This is a genomic window from Agrobacterium sp. GW821-FHT14E08, assembly GCF_058803865.1.
This window is the reverse complement of the sequence record NZ_JBXAPJ010000001.1, coordinates 31,311-45,991: the sequence shown is the minus strand read 5'-3', so window position 1 is coordinate 45,991 and position 14,681 is coordinate 31,311. Positions and strand designations below refer to the sequence as shown.

15 protein-coding genes are annotated in these 14,681 nt (G+C 59.6%); 3 read left to right on the top strand and 12 right to left on the bottom strand.

The features are described 5' to 3' along the window. Positions 1-191: 191 nt before the first annotated feature. Genes AC1ROR_RS00205 through graD form a run of 6 tightly spaced genes read right to left on the bottom strand, consistent with a single transcriptional unit; the run spans position 192 to position 5,364 of the window. Positions 192-530, bottom strand: a complete 339-nt coding sequence (locus tag AC1ROR_RS00205) for a YciI family protein (protein ID WP_498588296.1) — start codon at positions 528-530, stop codon at positions 192-194. Beyond that, on the bottom strand, positions 527-1,414 hold the full coding sequence (gene graB / locus AC1ROR_RS00200; RefSeq protein ID WP_080835934.1) for a hydroxyquinol 1,2-dioxygenase: 888 nt from the start codon (positions 1,412-1,414) through the stop codon (positions 527-529). The genes AC1ROR_RS00205 and graB overlap by 4 nt, the downstream gene beginning before the upstream one ends. 40 nt (positions 1,415-1,454) lie before the next feature. Continuing rightward, positions 1,455-2,510, bottom strand: coding sequence for a maleylacetate reductase (gene graC / locus AC1ROR_RS00195; RefSeq protein WP_498588295.1), 1,056 nt, complete (start codon positions 2,508-2,510; stop codon positions 1,455-1,457). A 3-nt stretch (positions 2,511-2,513) separates the two neighbouring features. Next, the gene (tsdA, locus tag AC1ROR_RS00190) at positions 2,514-3,497 is read right to left on the bottom strand and encodes a gamma-resorcylate decarboxylase (RefSeq protein WP_498588294.1); all 984 of its coding nucleotides are present in this window, start codon (positions 3,495-3,497) and stop codon (positions 2,514-2,516) included. A gap of 45 nt (positions 3,498-3,542) precedes the next feature. After that, positions 3,543-4,772 carry an FADH(2)-dependent resorcinol hydroxylase oxygenase component gene (graA, locus tag AC1ROR_RS00185; RefSeq protein WP_498588293.1) on the bottom strand — a complete coding sequence of 410 codons (1,230 nt, stop codon included), beginning with the start codon at positions 4,770-4,772 and terminating at the stop codon, positions 3,543-3,545. Between the two features lie 52 nt (positions 4,773-4,824). Further along, positions 4,825-5,364 carry an FADH(2)-dependent resorcinol hydroxylase reductase component gene (graD, locus tag AC1ROR_RS00180; RefSeq protein ID WP_035224398.1) on the bottom strand — a complete coding sequence of 180 codons (540 nt, stop codon included), beginning with the start codon at positions 5,362-5,364 and terminating at the stop codon, positions 4,825-4,827. A 206-nt stretch (positions 5,365-5,570) separates the two neighbouring features. Between graD and AC1ROR_RS00175 the strand changes: the two genes are divergently transcribed. Beyond that, positions 5,571-6,002 (top strand): MarR family winged helix-turn-helix transcriptional regulator, encoded by a 432-nt coding sequence (locus tag AC1ROR_RS00175; protein WP_080836833.1) that lies wholly within the window; start codon positions 5,571-5,573, stop codon positions 6,000-6,002. Between the two features lie 105 nt (positions 6,003-6,107). Then, positions 6,108-6,494, top strand: a complete 387-nt coding sequence (locus AC1ROR_RS00170) for a hypothetical protein (protein WP_498588292.1) — start codon at positions 6,108-6,110, stop codon at positions 6,492-6,494. A 106-nt stretch (positions 6,495-6,600) separates the two neighbouring features. Here AC1ROR_RS00170 and AC1ROR_RS00165 read toward each other — a convergent pair whose 3' ends face one another. The 4 genes from AC1ROR_RS00165 to AC1ROR_RS00150 form a co-directional block, all read right to left on the bottom strand. Then, positions 6,601-7,230, bottom strand: coding sequence for an outer membrane protein (locus tag AC1ROR_RS00165; protein ID WP_080835946.1), 630 nt, complete (start codon positions 7,228-7,230; stop codon positions 6,601-6,603). A 283-nt stretch (positions 7,231-7,513) separates the two neighbouring features. After that, on the bottom strand, positions 7,514-8,911 hold the full coding sequence (locus tag AC1ROR_RS00160) for a sensor histidine kinase (RefSeq protein ID WP_498588291.1): 1,398 nt from the start codon (positions 8,909-8,911) through the stop codon (positions 7,514-7,516). Between the two features lie 35 nt (positions 8,912-8,946). Continuing rightward, positions 8,947-9,621, bottom strand: coding sequence for a response regulator transcription factor (locus AC1ROR_RS00155; protein WP_498588290.1), 675 nt, complete (start codon positions 9,619-9,621; stop codon positions 8,947-8,949). Between the two features lie 151 nt (positions 9,622-9,772). After that, positions 9,773-10,411, bottom strand: a complete 639-nt coding sequence (locus AC1ROR_RS00150) for a TetR/AcrR family transcriptional regulator (protein ID WP_313615250.1) — start codon at positions 10,409-10,411, stop codon at positions 9,773-9,775. Positions 10,412-10,554: 143 nt separating this feature from the next. Between AC1ROR_RS00150 and AC1ROR_RS00145 the strand changes: the two genes are divergently transcribed. Beyond that, on the top strand, positions 10,555-12,591 hold the full coding sequence (locus AC1ROR_RS00145; RefSeq protein ID WP_498588289.1) for an oxidoreductase: 2,037 nt from the start codon (positions 10,555-10,557) through the stop codon (positions 12,589-12,591). A gap of 34 nt (positions 12,592-12,625) precedes the next feature. On the opposite strand, the gene AC1ROR_RS00140 is transcribed toward AC1ROR_RS00145, so the two are convergent. Beyond that, positions 12,626-13,984, bottom strand: a complete 1,359-nt coding sequence (locus AC1ROR_RS00140; protein ID WP_498588288.1) for an ATP-binding protein — start codon at positions 13,982-13,984, stop codon at positions 12,626-12,628. Beyond that, positions 13,984-14,646 carry a response regulator transcription factor gene (locus AC1ROR_RS00135; protein ID WP_035224384.1) on the bottom strand — a complete coding sequence of 221 codons (663 nt, stop codon included), beginning with the start codon at positions 14,644-14,646 and terminating at the stop codon, positions 13,984-13,986. The genes AC1ROR_RS00140 and AC1ROR_RS00135 overlap by 1 nt, the downstream gene beginning before the upstream one ends. Positions 14,647-14,681 lie beyond the last annotated feature (35 nt).

Below are 14,681 nucleotides of genomic sequence, written 5' to 3'. Positions count from 1 at the left end.
TCCGGAATGGATCGGCGTCTTCCCGTTCTTGCGATTGCTCCGTGGGTACCCGGCTTGCTCCACCCTGATGTGTGTCCCGCTCCTGTCAAGACACCTATCGCCGATATCACCCGTCTTCGATTAAATGTTGCGTTTGCAAAAATTGCAATTGAAATATTAACGGCCATCAGCTGCCATGACTGACGTGGGTTTCAGTCGCGCCGCAGCCCTGAAATCCTCGATAATGTCGGCGTCCAGTTCAAAATACGAATGCGGTTATAGACGCCGTGGATGACAAAAGGATCGGCGTCGCTGAAAGCAATCACATCCTCGATGCAGAGAGCTTCGGCAATGATGAGGGCGGCTGCAGACCCGCCGCTCTCAGCCTGCATCGGCCCGGATGCAAGAATTCTGAACCCTTGCGGCAAACCGTCCTCGTTACGCAAATGAGCCTTGTGAGCATCCATCTGTGCCGCCCGCTGCTCCACGGCAGCGGGATCGCTCTCTGCAAAACGTACATAATAGCTGGGACGATCGCTCGCGCCTGTCATCGGGCGAGCACGAAATCGTGGTTCACCGACCAGAACCAGTCGCCGGTGAAACCCAGATCCCCAGCCTTTTCCGCATCTTCCACCCGCTGGAAATCGGCCAGCAGGCTTTCCTTCACGCCGAAAACCGCGTCCGAACGGATATAGGGATCATCGGGATCGAAAATATGGGTGACAAGCGTGGTGAAGCCCTGCGCCGAAACGATATAGTGCAGATGCGCCGGCCGGTAGGGATGACGCCCCATGGCCCGCAGCAACTGCCCGACAGGGCCGTCATCCGGTATCGGGTAATATTTCGGTTTGGTGGCGCGGAACCAGTAGCGCCCGTCCTCGCCGGTGATGAAGACGCCGCGCAGGTTGAAATCGGGCTGAATGCCCTTTTGCTGCACGTCGTAGAAACCTTCATCATTGGCCTGCCAGACATCGATGCGCGCACCTGCGACCGGCGCCCCGTCAGTATCCAGAATAAGGCCGGTCACCACCATATCCTCGCCCTTGCCATCAAGGCAGATATTGGCGCCCATCGGCATTTCCGGCGCATCGGCCACATGAAAAGGCCCAAGAACGGTGGATTCGGACGCGCCGCTGGGCTTGCGATGGTTGATGGCGTCGACCAGCATGGAAACGCCGAGAATATCGGAGAACAGGATCCACTCCTGCCGCCATTCATTGCAGATCTGGCCAACCTCGGTCAGAAAATGGATAGCCTTCATCCATTCTTCCTCGGTCGGCTCGATCTCTTTCACCGCCTCATGAAGCTTGCGGGTGACGACCGCCATGATCTCCTTGAGACGCGGATCATCACAGTCCCGCATACGGGCAATCACGGTCTCGGCCGACCGTTCCTCGACGAAATAACCGTCGTCACCGGTCGTTTTCATGTCCATAATCTTCTCCTCCCATCATTGCCGCGCCCTGTTTGCCGGATCACTCCGGCCGCGCACCATCGAAGGCGCGTTGCAACAGGGTGCGGATCGCGGTTTTTTCGATTGGCCGCGGGCACCAGTAAGGATTGGCCGTTGCAAGCTCGGCCATGGGGTCGAGATCGTCCGGCCGCACGCCAAGGGCTGCGAGGCTGGCGGGCGCACCGAGCCGGGCGGCGAAGTCGTAAAGCCCCGCTCCCGCCCTGCCACCAACCAGTGCCGCCAGCGGCGCCAGCAGATCCGGCACCGCCTCTTCCACATAGGCGATGGTGTGCGGCAGCAGCACCGCATGGGTTTCCGCATGCGGCAGATCGAGACTGCCGCCAAGCGTGTGGCAAAGCTTGTGATGCAGCGACATGCCGACGGCACCCAGCACCGTGCCGCATAGCCATGCCCCATAAAGCGCGCTTTCACGCGAACTGATATCCTGCGGCGCAGCCCTCACACCGGGAAGCGCCTCGAACATCGCCCGCAGCCCTTCCACCGCCATCAGGCTGGCGATGGGATTGCGATCCCGAGCATAAAGGGCCTCAGCCGCATGGGCCATGGCGTTCAATCCGCTCGTCATGCTGATGGCAACCGGAAGACCAAGTGTCAGTTCCGCATCGTAAATCACCACTTCCGGCAGGATTTCCGGCCCGCGCATGGTGGTCTTCACGCCATTTTCCGTCTGGCCGAGAATGGGCGTCACCTCCGAGCCGGCATAGGTCGTTGGGATGACGATCTGTGCCGCATCGGTGCGCAAGGCGATCGCCTTGCCAAGACCGGTGGTAGAGCCGCCGCCGAGCGACACGACACAATCCGCACCGGCGGCGCGATAAGCATCGACCGCCCTTTTCGTCACCTCGACCGGCGTGTGCATGGCCGCATCGGAGAAGACGCCGTCGGCAAGCCGGCCAAGCCGGGCCGCCAAAGCCTCCGCATCACCCTTCTGCTGCGGCGTGGAAAGCACCAGTGCCCGAGACAGGCCAAGACGGCGGATTTCCTCCGCCACGCCCACCGAACTACCCGCGCCGAAGACGATGCGGGCCGGGGCCGCCATATAGACGAAGGGCTGCATGGCTCAGGTCCCGTCGAGCTTGAACAGGCGGCGGGCATTGGTGCGGCCGATCTTCACCCGGTCGGCCTCGGCAATGCTCGTCGCGTTGAACCAGTCGGAGGCGTGGTCGATATTCTCGAAGGGCCAGTCGGTGGAAAACAGGATGCGGTCAGCACCGATTTCCAGAATGGCGTCGATCAGCGTCTGGGTGCGGAAATTGCCCGAGGTGGTGATGTGGAAATTCTCGTTGAAATAATCCACGAAACGGCGCTTGGCCGGATAGCGCGGCGGCAGTTTCACCCAGGCATTGCGGTGGTCGATGCGCCACATCATGTAGGGCAGGCCCTCACCCATATGGCCGAGAATGATGTTGAGACGCGGATGCTCGTCGAACAGGCCGGACGCCATGAGGCGCAGCGCATGGACCGCCGTTTCCTGCGCGAATGCCCAGGTGGGACCAAGCAGCCAGGGGTGGCCGTCATAGATGCGCGAATCCTGCGGCAGCGGGTTACGCGGGTGCAGGTAGAAAGGCACGTCGAGCTTTTCGACCTCGCCCCAGAACGGACGATATTGCGGCAAGTCGTAATAAAGCGGCGTCTGGCCGTCACCTTCCTGGCTGAAACCGTTGACGAGCGCACCGACGAAACCGAGATCGTTGATACAACGCTGCAATTCCTCGGTCGCCGCATCCGGGTCCTGCAAAGGCAGCGCTGCGAAAGCGAGGAAGCGATCCGGCCGCTTGGCGCATTCTTCGGCCAGAACGTCATTGGCACGCCGCGCGATCTCTATCGCCTTCTTCGTGTCGGGAATGGCCTGCACCGCCGGCGCATTCAGCGACAGGATCATGGTTTCGATGCCATGCGCATCCATCAGCCTCAGGCGCGTATCCTGAATGTCGAGCAGGCGGTGCTGCAATTCCTTCCAGTAATCGCCGGGCACGAACCCGGCCGAATCCTGAAGTGTTTCCGGGATTGCGAAATGCTCCTCGAGAGCGACCTTGCCTTGCATGTTGTTTCCTCCGAAATCGCTGTTCATGTGCCGCCAGATAAGCGGTCAATATTGACCCTTGGGTTCGAGACCCAGCATGCTCTGGCCGATCATGGTGCCCACGGCATCCCAGTTCATGCTGATGTGACGGCCGACCGCATTCGCATCCCGCCAGGCGCGCTGTACCGGATTGGAAAGATCGAGCCCGACGCCGCCGGTGGAATCGTTGAGCGCCTGCACGGCGCGCAGCGCCAGCGACACCGAAAAGGACTGGCCACGACGGCTGAGAAGGCGGTCATCCACCGTGAATTCCGCCCGGCCCTCGACCCTCGCCTGCGAAAGCGCCTGTGCCCGAGCAACATCGCGCAGCAGGATTTCGCAGGCCGCGTCCACACTCGCCGCTGCTTCCGCCACACGCAGCTGGATGGTGGGAAATTCAGCCATGCGGTTATTGCCGCCCGCCACTGCACCGCGCGTCACCCGGCCACCGACATGGTCAACATAGGCGGCGAGCGCGCCCTTGGCCGCGCCAACGCCGGCCGCCGCGAGACAGGAGGGAATGCCGGTCAGAAGCGGCATGTTGAAGAGACCTTCCTCGGCATAATAATGTCCGCCGGGCGTATGGCCGCTCGTCGCGTCGGGAAAGGTCAGAACCCGATGTCTGGGAACGAAGACATCATCAAGAACCAGCGTCTTGGAACCCGTGCCGGCCAGTCCCACCACATGCCAGGTATCTTCAATGACATATTGGCTGGCGGGAACCAGAAGAAAAGCGGGAACCGGCTTGCCCTCGCCCTGCGGCGGCAGGATGGCGGCGCAGAGAGACCATTGGGCATTCTCGCAGCCCGAGGCGAAGGCCCATTTGCCGCTCAGGCGATAACCGCCATCGGCTGCCTCCGCCATCTTCACCGGTGCATAGGAACCGCACAGAAGCGCGTCGGGATTTTCACTCCACACATCGGCCTGCGCCTCCGCAGGAAACATCGCCAGCAGCCATTGATGGGCGGAAAGCAGGCCGGCCACCCAGCCGGTCGACGCACAGGCAGCCGAGAGCTCTATATTGGCTTCCACAAGCTCGGCGAAGTCGCCGCCCTTGCCACCGAAAGCCCGGGGCTTGACGATATCGAAATAGCCGATGCCGCGCAGCGCCTCGATATGTGCGGCGGGAACGCGCCGCGCTTCCTCTGTCTGTCTGGCGCTGGACCGGAAAAGATCGGCTATGCCGGCAACGCGGCTGGCGAGGCGAACACGCGGGTTCGTTTGCGCCGGCTGCGGCGCATGGCTCATATCGTTCATGATTGTCTCCTTCCGGAAATGACTGGGCCGGGAATTATGCGGCCGAAAAATATCAGGCGGGCACGTGTGCCGGGCTTGCGGCGCAATATTGCGCGTTTTCGTAAAGCAGTGGCCGCGTCGTCTCGCTGACATCGGCCGAAACCACCTGCCCGATAAAGACCGTATGCGTTCCATATGGCATCGCCGCGACACGGCGGCAGGCAATGGCGGCATGGGCCTGGGGCAGATAGAGAACGCCGTTGTCATGGCGCTGCCAGTTGCCGTCGCGGAAACGCTCCTCCGGCGAAACCTTGCCGCTGAAAGCATCGGACAAGGCGATTTGATCCTGCGTCAGCACATTGACGATGAAATCCGGCCGGCAGAGCAGCAATTCGTGCAGCAGCGTGCGGTTGTTCAGGCAAACCAGAAGAGAGGGCGGCTCCATCGAGACGGAGGTGACGGCCGTGACCGTCATGCCGTGATCGCGCTGATCACCCGAGGCACAGGCAGTGATGACCGTCACGGTCGCCGGAAAACGGCGCATCGTCGTACGGAAATTCTGGCCGACACCTTCAGGCGCAAGATTGTTCAGGCCAAACAATGCTGATGTCATGAGATCCTCCCAAATCCTGCATTCTTAGTTATTTTCATTTGCAACATTTGTCAATGCAAATGTTTTTCCACTGTTAAATGCCGCGAATTTGCCTCGCATCCCCCTATCTTCTGGAGCGAAGCTATTGAAACTGATGGATTATGCCGGTACAGCCGATGGGTGCGCCGCATCATCTGCGCACGTGGTTCTCAATCGGGGTTTTGCTTGTGTCCTATCAGTTCACTGACTCGGTACCCTACCTGCTCAACTGGGTGGGCGTTCGGCTTGGAGAGCGCTTCTCCGTGAGGCTTGCCTCCTACGACATGACCCTGCCGATGTACCGTGTGCTGGCGGCGTTGAGACAGGATGAGAGCAAAACGCTGACCGAGCTTTCCGACATGGTGTCGGTGGAGATTTCCACGCTCTCACGGCTCGTTGGCCTGCTCGTCAGGCGCAACCTCGTCAGCCGCGTCAGGCCGGCCGATAATGCCCGCATCGTGCGCATCACGCTGACGCCAAAGGGCGAGGAACTTGCCGACGAACTCATGCCCATCGCCGCCATGTTCGAAAAAACCGCAATCGAGGGCCTCGATCCTGCGGAAGTGAAACTTTTCAAAAGCATCCTGCGCCATATCGGCCGCAACATCGCCAGTCTCTGATCACCCGGAGACTCACTGCCCGCATCGCGGTCTTCACGTGCAATGTACTTGTAATGGCTGGTTCCTATCCCTGTGGAAACTTACCGCAGCGGAGGAGAATTACCCATGTCCGACAGATCGTCACCCGCCTTCCCGGCGGCGATTGCCCTCGTCACCGCGTCGATCCTGCTTTCGGCCTGTGCCTCGACAGTCATGAAAAGCTACATCGGCGCTCCCATCAGCAGCGTGATGCTGGATTACGGGCCGCCGGACAATATTTACAGCCTCGGCTCAGGACAGCAGGCCTATCAGTGGCGAAAAAACAAGACGCAGGCGGTCGCGGGATCGTCGAGTGGTGAGGTACGGACAACACGGCGTGGCGAGCGTTACGAAGTGTCCGAGACGCCGGGTTATGTGGAGCGCATAGAGTGCTTCTACACGTTCTTCACACGCAATTCCGGTGGAGAATGGTATGTCACGAGTTTCCGGCAGCCTTCGCTAGAATGCGAATGACCGTTTCGGGATTTCAAACTCCAGCCTGTTTGACCGCCGCTTTGATGCTTAAAGCGGCGGCGTTCTTTTGAACATTCTCCTTGAAATCTGTCATCGGATGAACCGGTCAGAAGCGATAGTTCAGGCCGGCCTTGATGACATGATCACTCACATCGGTCTTCGACCTGCCGCTGGCAGTCGTTGTCGACACATTTCCGGTGCTGACATAATTATATTCAAACTTGGCCGACAGGCCGCCGCCGAAGCTCTGCTCAACACCCGCACCAACCAGATAGCCCTGCTTCCAGCCATCGGGGCCCGTGACGCCGTTTCCATCCTTGAACTTCGTGGTGGTCAGGCCGGCGGTGCCGTAAACAAGCGTGCGGTCAAGCGCCACGCCTGCCTTCATCTTGGCCGCACCACGGAAACGCTCCCTCAACCGGCCGTTCGGCACGCGCGCGTCGTTCCCGAGGTAAGAACCTTCGATTTCAGCGCCGACAACGCCGGAGCCGAACTGGAAATTATAACCGGCCTGTACGCCCCCTGTCAGTCCACGGCCGCTGGCCAATGGGTTCAACCTTGGGGAGGCGACGCCGCCATGCGCACCGACATAGGCGCCGCCCCATGAGAAGGCCGGCTGATTGCCGTAATCAAAAGATTGCTGCGTATTGTAATTCGTAAGATCGGCGGAATAGGCGCCTGTTGCAGCCGCAATGGCGATGGTCACGGCGACAAGCGATTTTTTGATGATCGACATGAATGACTCCAGGGGAAACCGATGCGCCATAGGCGCTTGCAGGGTTTCAGTTCGCGTTGAAGAACCGGAAACCGGCTCCCGTTAGCCTGCTTGCGCAAATCAGCACGAGATGCGGATGAGCTCAGCAGATAAGGGCATTTTCCCCGCGAGAGTTACGCCTGCATTGCACGCCGTAAATTTTCTTCAAAATAAGTGATTTATTTAATATACTTAGAAGAATTTCTTTAACTAAATCGTAAGGAATTTCATTGTCACGGACGCGATTCATCGCGCCGTGCGCAGCCTATTCGCTTCCAACTGCAACGTTTTTCGATGAGATGGATTGAATTTCCAGCCGCACACAAAAACCGGTATCGAGATCGACAAACAGCACACGTCCGCCATGAAGCTCGGCCGCCTTCTGGACCAGGTTCAAGCCGAGGCCGGCTCCCGGCGAATTCGTGTTGATGCGGTGAAACGGCTCGAACACCTGCTCGCGCTCGGAGACGGGAATGCCCGGGCCTTCATCGCAAACATCAATGAAGCCCGCAGCACCGACCCGGATCATGATAGCGCCCTTGCCGCCGCCATGATCGATGGCGTTGCGGACGAGGTTGACGACCGCCATCTCGACAATCGACGTCTGCATCGTCAACACGACATGGCTTTCGCTCGGTTCGAAATCGAACTCGTAACCGGCATCCATCGCGATCGGGGCAAGATCAGTCGCGATGCGCTCGACAAGTGTGTTCAGATCCTGCTGCACGGCAGGCAATTCCACCGCGCCGACCGCCTGCATCTCCAGCAGCTGATGGGCGACGCGTGTGAGACGATCAATATCGGCCCGGAGCTGCCGGCTCAGCGCGTCATCGGGCAAAAGGTCGGCCCGGACACGCGCAATTGCAATCGGCGTTCGCAACTCATGCGCGGCATCCGCAAGAAAGCGGTTACGACGATTATATCCCTCATCCAGCTTGGAGAGCGCGACATTGAAGGCGTCCACCAGCGGAATGATTTCACTGGGCACCTTGGAACGGTCGATACGGGCGGAACGGTTTTCGAAATTGATCGACTTCGCCTGTTTGACTGTTTCGATCAGACCACTCAATGAACGGCCGACCGCTCTCGGGGTTACGAGCAACGTCGCGATGCCGGTCAGGATCAGCATGGGCACGACGACGATAAGGATGATGAAGCCTACACCCGGCAGCACGGTAAGCCAGCGTATGTCGCCATTGGCATCCTTTTCCAGATCCAGCTGGATGTTGATCCAGAGACTGAGGCCGTCATTCGGGAAGCCTTTCTCCGTCCCGGCAATGAATTGCAGCCGCCCCGCAGGCGTATCGCGGTTCTCCATCGTGGCCCGGACTGTTTCCCCGGCTTCCACGCGCGCCCTTTCAATGCTCCGGGGGAATGCCGCCGCCAGGGCAGGTGCCGGGACTTCTCCATATTGCAGGACGATTCCATCGGCATCCCGCACCACGAACCACAGATTTGGATACCGCTGTTTCAGCTCCATCAATCCGGGCGTGGCCGACACCTGCGCCCGGCCCTGCGCATCCTTTGTCACACTTTCCGCGATAATGCGGGCAGCCTCCTCATTGGCGCCCTCCAGCCGTGGATCGATGATCCAGATCCAGCCGACGAGGAGAATGACAAAAAGAACGAGCAGGAACGCCTGCAAGGCGAAAAGGCGCTTCATAAGCGCCCATCGCAGGGATCGATTGCGTCTTTCCTTCATGCCGTCGACCGGATGAGATAGCCGATGTTGCGCACGGCCCTTATCTCGACCGTGGCTTCGGCCTGTGCAAGCTTCTTCCTGATCCGGGAAATATGGGCATCGAGAGCATTCGACTCGATCTCGTCGTCCAGGGTGTAAACCGCCTCGATCAGATTGGATCGCGTCACGATACGGTTCGGCCGTCGCATCAGGGCTTCAAGCACCAGATACTCCCGGCGCCGAAACTCGATGATGGAACCGGCAATACTGATTTCGTTGCTCTTCGGATCGATGCTCAGATTTCCAAAACTCACATATTTATCGGAAAGCGAAGGGCCGCGCCTGTGCAGCGCGCGAAGGCGAGCCAGCAATTCCTCGATTGCAAAGGGCTTGGCGAGATAATCATCCGCTCCGGCATCGAGCCCATCAACGCGATGATCGACACTTCCAAGCGCCGTCAACACAAGGATCGGCACGGAATGTTTGCGCCGACGAAGCGACGACACGAGGTTCAGCCCCTCACCATCAGGAAGGCGGCGATCCAGAACGAGCACATCATAGGCCCCGTCGCGGGCAAGGGCATCGGCATCGCTGATGGTGCTGACGTGATCCGCAAGCACATCGCGCCGGCGCAGGGCCTCGAGCAGCGCTCGCGCCATTTCGGGTTCATCCTCAAGAAGCAGGATTCGCAACGACTTTTCCTCAAAGGTGAGTTCTTGCAGCCCACCACTGGTCGGTGAATATTGCAGTTACATTGCAGGCGGGAGCCGGACTCTTCTTTAGCACCAGACACAAGCCGACCGCCATCGCGCGACTTCTCAGAAAGCGTCTTCCGAACACACGCTAGGTATTTGCCTCGGGCCTGTATCCATGCCTTGCATAGAATCGGTCAAGCTCGCGCTGTTGCGGCACCTCGCCGGTATAAATCGCAATATAGTCCGGGATCCTTTTCATCCGCACGGCCACATCCTCCTCCGATTGCATGGAGATATAGCCGATCTGGACGAGATAGGTGGTTCTGGCGCGCACATCCGCCATGGTTTCGGAATGGCCAAAACGCATGAACATGCGCGAAAGCGCATCCATTCTCGTCTGGTCGGCTTTGCGCACCTCGGCAAGAATATCATCCGACTGAAGCGCCCAGCTTCGAACCGCGAATTCGAACTTGCTGTCGAAAAGGCCGGGATCCAGCCAGCAATCGAAAACATTCAGCATCGCTTCCGCCAATGTTTCCGCATAGGCCTCCGACTGCCTGACGATGCTCCCGGTATTCTTCTCGCGCCAGCGGGAGACAAGTGCTGCCAGCAATTCCTCCCGATCCCGGAAGAACCAGTAGAAACTGGTACGCGACAGGCTCAGCTTTTTCGCCAGCGGCAGGATTTTGACGGAATCCACACCGGACTCGAGCAGAGCCTGATAGGCAGCCTCCAGCCACCCTTCCTGCGATCCGCGCCAACCGGTCTCGTTCAATGTCGCTTCCATGGTGATTTCCTATCAAATAGGCCTGGTTGCGACAAGCCGAATGTCCACCCCTGTCGAAAGCATAAACACATGTGTTTTATTAATTGACACTTATGTACATTTCCACCTAGCCTTCTCCCATCAGCACCATCCGGAGAACGGCAATGTCGAATGATCCCCTTCTTCAGCCTTACCGGCTAAAGCATCTCACCCTGCGCAACCGCATCATCGTCACCTCGCATGAACCCGCCTATCCGGAAGACGGCATGCCGAAGGAGCGTTACCGCGCCTATACGGTCGAGCGGGCGAAAGGCGGGGTGGCGATGACGATGACGGCCGGTTCCGCCGCCGTCTCGAAGGACAGCCCGCCCGTTTTCAACAACCTGCTGGCCTATAAGGATGAAATCGTTCCATGGATCAGGGAAATGACCGACGCCGTGCATGAAGAGGGCGCGGCCATCATGATCCAGCTGACCCATCTTGGCCGCCGCACCCGCTGGGACAAGGGTGACTGGCTGCCGATCCTCGCCCCCTCCCATCACCGCGAAGCTGCCCACCGCGCTTTCCCGAAAAAGATCGAGGACTGGGATATCGAGCGCATCATCAAGGATTTTGCCGATGCCGCAGAACGCATGAAAGCAGGTGGCATGGACGGCATCGAGCTGGAGGCCTACGGCCATCTCATCGACCAGTTCGTCTCACCGCTGACAAACGAGCTGGACGCCCCCTATGGCGGTTCGCTGGAAAACCGCATGCGCTTCTGTCTCGACGTCTTCAAGGCGATGCGCGAACGCGTCGGCGACGATTTCATCCTCGGCGTGCGCTATACAGCCGATGAATGTCTCGAGGGCGGCACCGGAAAGGCAGAGGGCCTAGAAATCTCCAGACGGCTGAAGGAGAGCGGCCTGATCGACTATCTGAACGTCATTCGCGGCCATATCGATACCGATCCCGGTCTGACCGACGTCATTCCCATTCAGGGCATGGCCAATGCCCCGCATCTGGACTTTGCCGGTGAAATCCGCGCCGCGACCAGCTTCCCCACCTTTCACGCCGCCAAGATCCAGGATGTGGCCACCGCCCGATATGCGATCGCCTCCGGCAAGGTCGATATGGTCGGAATGACGCGCGCCCACATGACCGACCCGCATATCGTGCGCAAGATCATGGAAAAGCGGGAAGACGACATTCGCCCCTGCGTTGGAGCCAATTACTGTCTCGACCGCATCTATCAGGGCGGCCTCGCTTTCTGCATTCACAATGCGGCAACGGGCCGCGAGGAAACCATGCCGCATGAGATAACCAAGGCAGCTGAACGGCGGAAGATCGTCATCGTCGGCGCCGGCCCGGCTGGCCTCGAGGCCGCGCGTGTCAGTGCCGAGCGTGGCCATGAGGTCATCGTCTTTGAGGCCGCAAACAATCCCGGCGGCCAGATCCGCCTGACCGTGCAAAGCGAACGCCGCCGCGAAATGATTGGCATCATCGACTGGCGCATGAGCCAGTGCGAAAGGCTCGGCGTCACCTTCCATTTCAACACATGGGCGGAAGCGGACACGGTTCTTTCGGAAAATCCCGACGTGGTGATCATCGCCACCGGCGGGCTGCCGCACACCGACGTGCTTTCAAAAGGCAACGATCTCATCGTCTCGGCATGGGATATCATTTCCGGCGACGTCAAGCCGGGCACCAATGTGCTGGTTTTCGACGATGCCGGCGACCATGCGGGCCTGCAGGCCGCCGAATGTCTCGCGAAGACAGGCGCGAAAGTCGAGATCATGACGCCGGGCCGTGCCTTTGCCCCTGAGGTCATGGCGATGAACCTCGTTCCCTACATGCGCTCGCTGCAAAAGCGCGACGTCACCTTCACCGTCACCTACCGCCTGGAGGCCGCGGAAAGAAGCGGCAACCAGCTCATCGCCCACATCGGCAGCGATTATGGCGGCGTGACGAAATCGAGAACCGTGGAACAGATCGTCGTCAATCACGGCACGATCCCGCTGGACGATCTCTATTTCGAACTCAAGCCCGGCTCGAAGAACCTCGGCGAAATATCCTATGACGCCCTGCTTGCGGGCACTGCCCAGACCGTCGAGCGCAATCCTGCCGGAACCTATCGGCTGTTCCGCATCGGCGACGCGGTTGCGGCGCGCAACACCCATGCGGCGATCTACGATGCGCTGCGTCTCGCAAAGGACATTTGAGACAAACGGGAGCCGCAGCATTGCGGCCCTCGTTTCAAACCTCCAGAGACACCGCAAACCGTTGATCGAATCTCAAGAACTGCAATCGCCCTCCCAGACGGTCGATAGCCATCTTGACGATCGCAAGCCCAAGGCCGCTTCCGCCCGGTTCCGATCGCGGCGAACGGTAGAAACGCTGCAGCACACGCTCCTGCTCCTCCACGGCAATCCCCGCCCCTTCATCGATGACAACGACGTTGACCTTGCCGCCGATCAACTCGGCGCGGCATTCGACTGTCGAGCCCTTCGGCGAGTGCTGCACGGCATTCTCCATGACATTCCTGATGGCAAGCCGAAGGAGCGAGCGGTCCGCTTCGACGAGAATCGTATCCGCCTCTTCCGGGAGCTGGCAGGCAATATCCACCTCCCGTAGTCGTCTCAGCGGCTCAAGTTCCTGAATGACATCCAGAATGAGCCGGGGAACATCCACGCCGGTTTTCGCCGTCCGCGTTTCGGTGGCATCGACGGCGGCCAGATCGATAAGCTGCTTCGCCATCCGGCTTGTCCGGTCGACGCTCTGCTCGATACGCCTGAGCGCCTGTTGCTGAACCTCGGGATCGGTCGAACGCATCGCCACCTGCGCCTGCGTCTTCAGGCCGGCAAGCGGTGTCTTCAACTCATGGGCCGCATAGGTCGTGAATTCACGCTCCCTTTCCCGCGTCGCCTGAACGCGCGCAAGAAGGCTGTTCAAGGCGTGGATCATCGGCCGAAGCTCCGATGGCGTTCCCCTGTCGGCGAAGGCATGAAGCTCGGTTGCATCGCGTGCTTTCAGACCGTTCGCGAGCTTCTGCAGGGGAGCAAGACCCCGCGAAACACAGAACCAGATGAGGCCGGCCATCAACGGCATGATGAAAAGCGCCGGATAAAGAAGTCCCTTGATCACATCATCGACAAGACGGTCGCGGACCTGAATGCTGTCTCCCACCAGAACCCTGACGCCGAGATCGGGCTTGACCACGGCATAAACGCGCCATTCGACACCATTGATGACCGTGTTCTGAAAACCCGAGACATGTTCAGACAGGGAAGCGGTGGGCGCACTGTCCGATTTGCTCAGGAGACGACCGTTGACCGACCAGATCTGGCAGGCAAGCTGGCGTTCATAAGAAGGTATCGACGCGACCGCATCGTCATCCGCATGACCATCCGTGGCGGGCATGTGGCCGACAACGCCAATATCGACCGGACGGTGGCCGACGAGAGAAGCGACCATGCTTGCCGATTCCATCAGACGCGCATCCAGAACATGCTCCAGCCGCGCCTTCGTGCTGGTATAAATCCACACGCAGCCGGACAGCCAGACGACGCCCGTCATCAACAGCAGCACGGTGAACAATCTTGCCCGAATGGACATCACGCAGCCCTCCCGACACGGTAGCCCACGCCCCGCACCGTTTCGATGAAGCCGGCACCCAGCTTCGAGCGAAGCTTGTGGATGTGAACCTCGATGGTGTTGCTTTCCACATCCTCCTGCCAGCCATAAAGCTTCTCCTCGAGAACCGGTTTGGAGAAGATCATGCCGGGATTTTGCATGAGGGCATGGATGATCGCGAATTCACGACGCGACAGGGGAATGATGCTGTCGGCCCTCTTCGCCACCATCTTCGCCGGATCGAGCGTCACGCCCAATGCGGACAGCGTCCCCTCCGAACGGCCTTCGCCGCGGCGGATGATGGCCCGCAGGCGGGCGGCGACTTCGTCCAGATCGAAGGGCTTGCCCAGATAATCGTCGGCACCGGCATCGAGGCCGCAAATCTTGTCCGTGGTCGCGTCCTTCGCCGTCAGCAGCAGGATCGGCACCCGATTGCGCTCATTGCGGGTGTGACGCAAAAGATCGAGGCCGGAACCGTCGGGCAGCATCAGGTCGAGAACGACGGCGTCGAAACGGCAACTGTCGATGGCCGTTTTTGCATCTTCAAGGGTCGTGACGGCATCGACGGTGAAGCCGGCAAGCTGCAGCCCGACACGAAGACCATCCAGCAGGACATCATCGTCCTCGACCACTAACAGACGCATAAACTACTCCATCATTCCGGTGCACGGATGTTTTG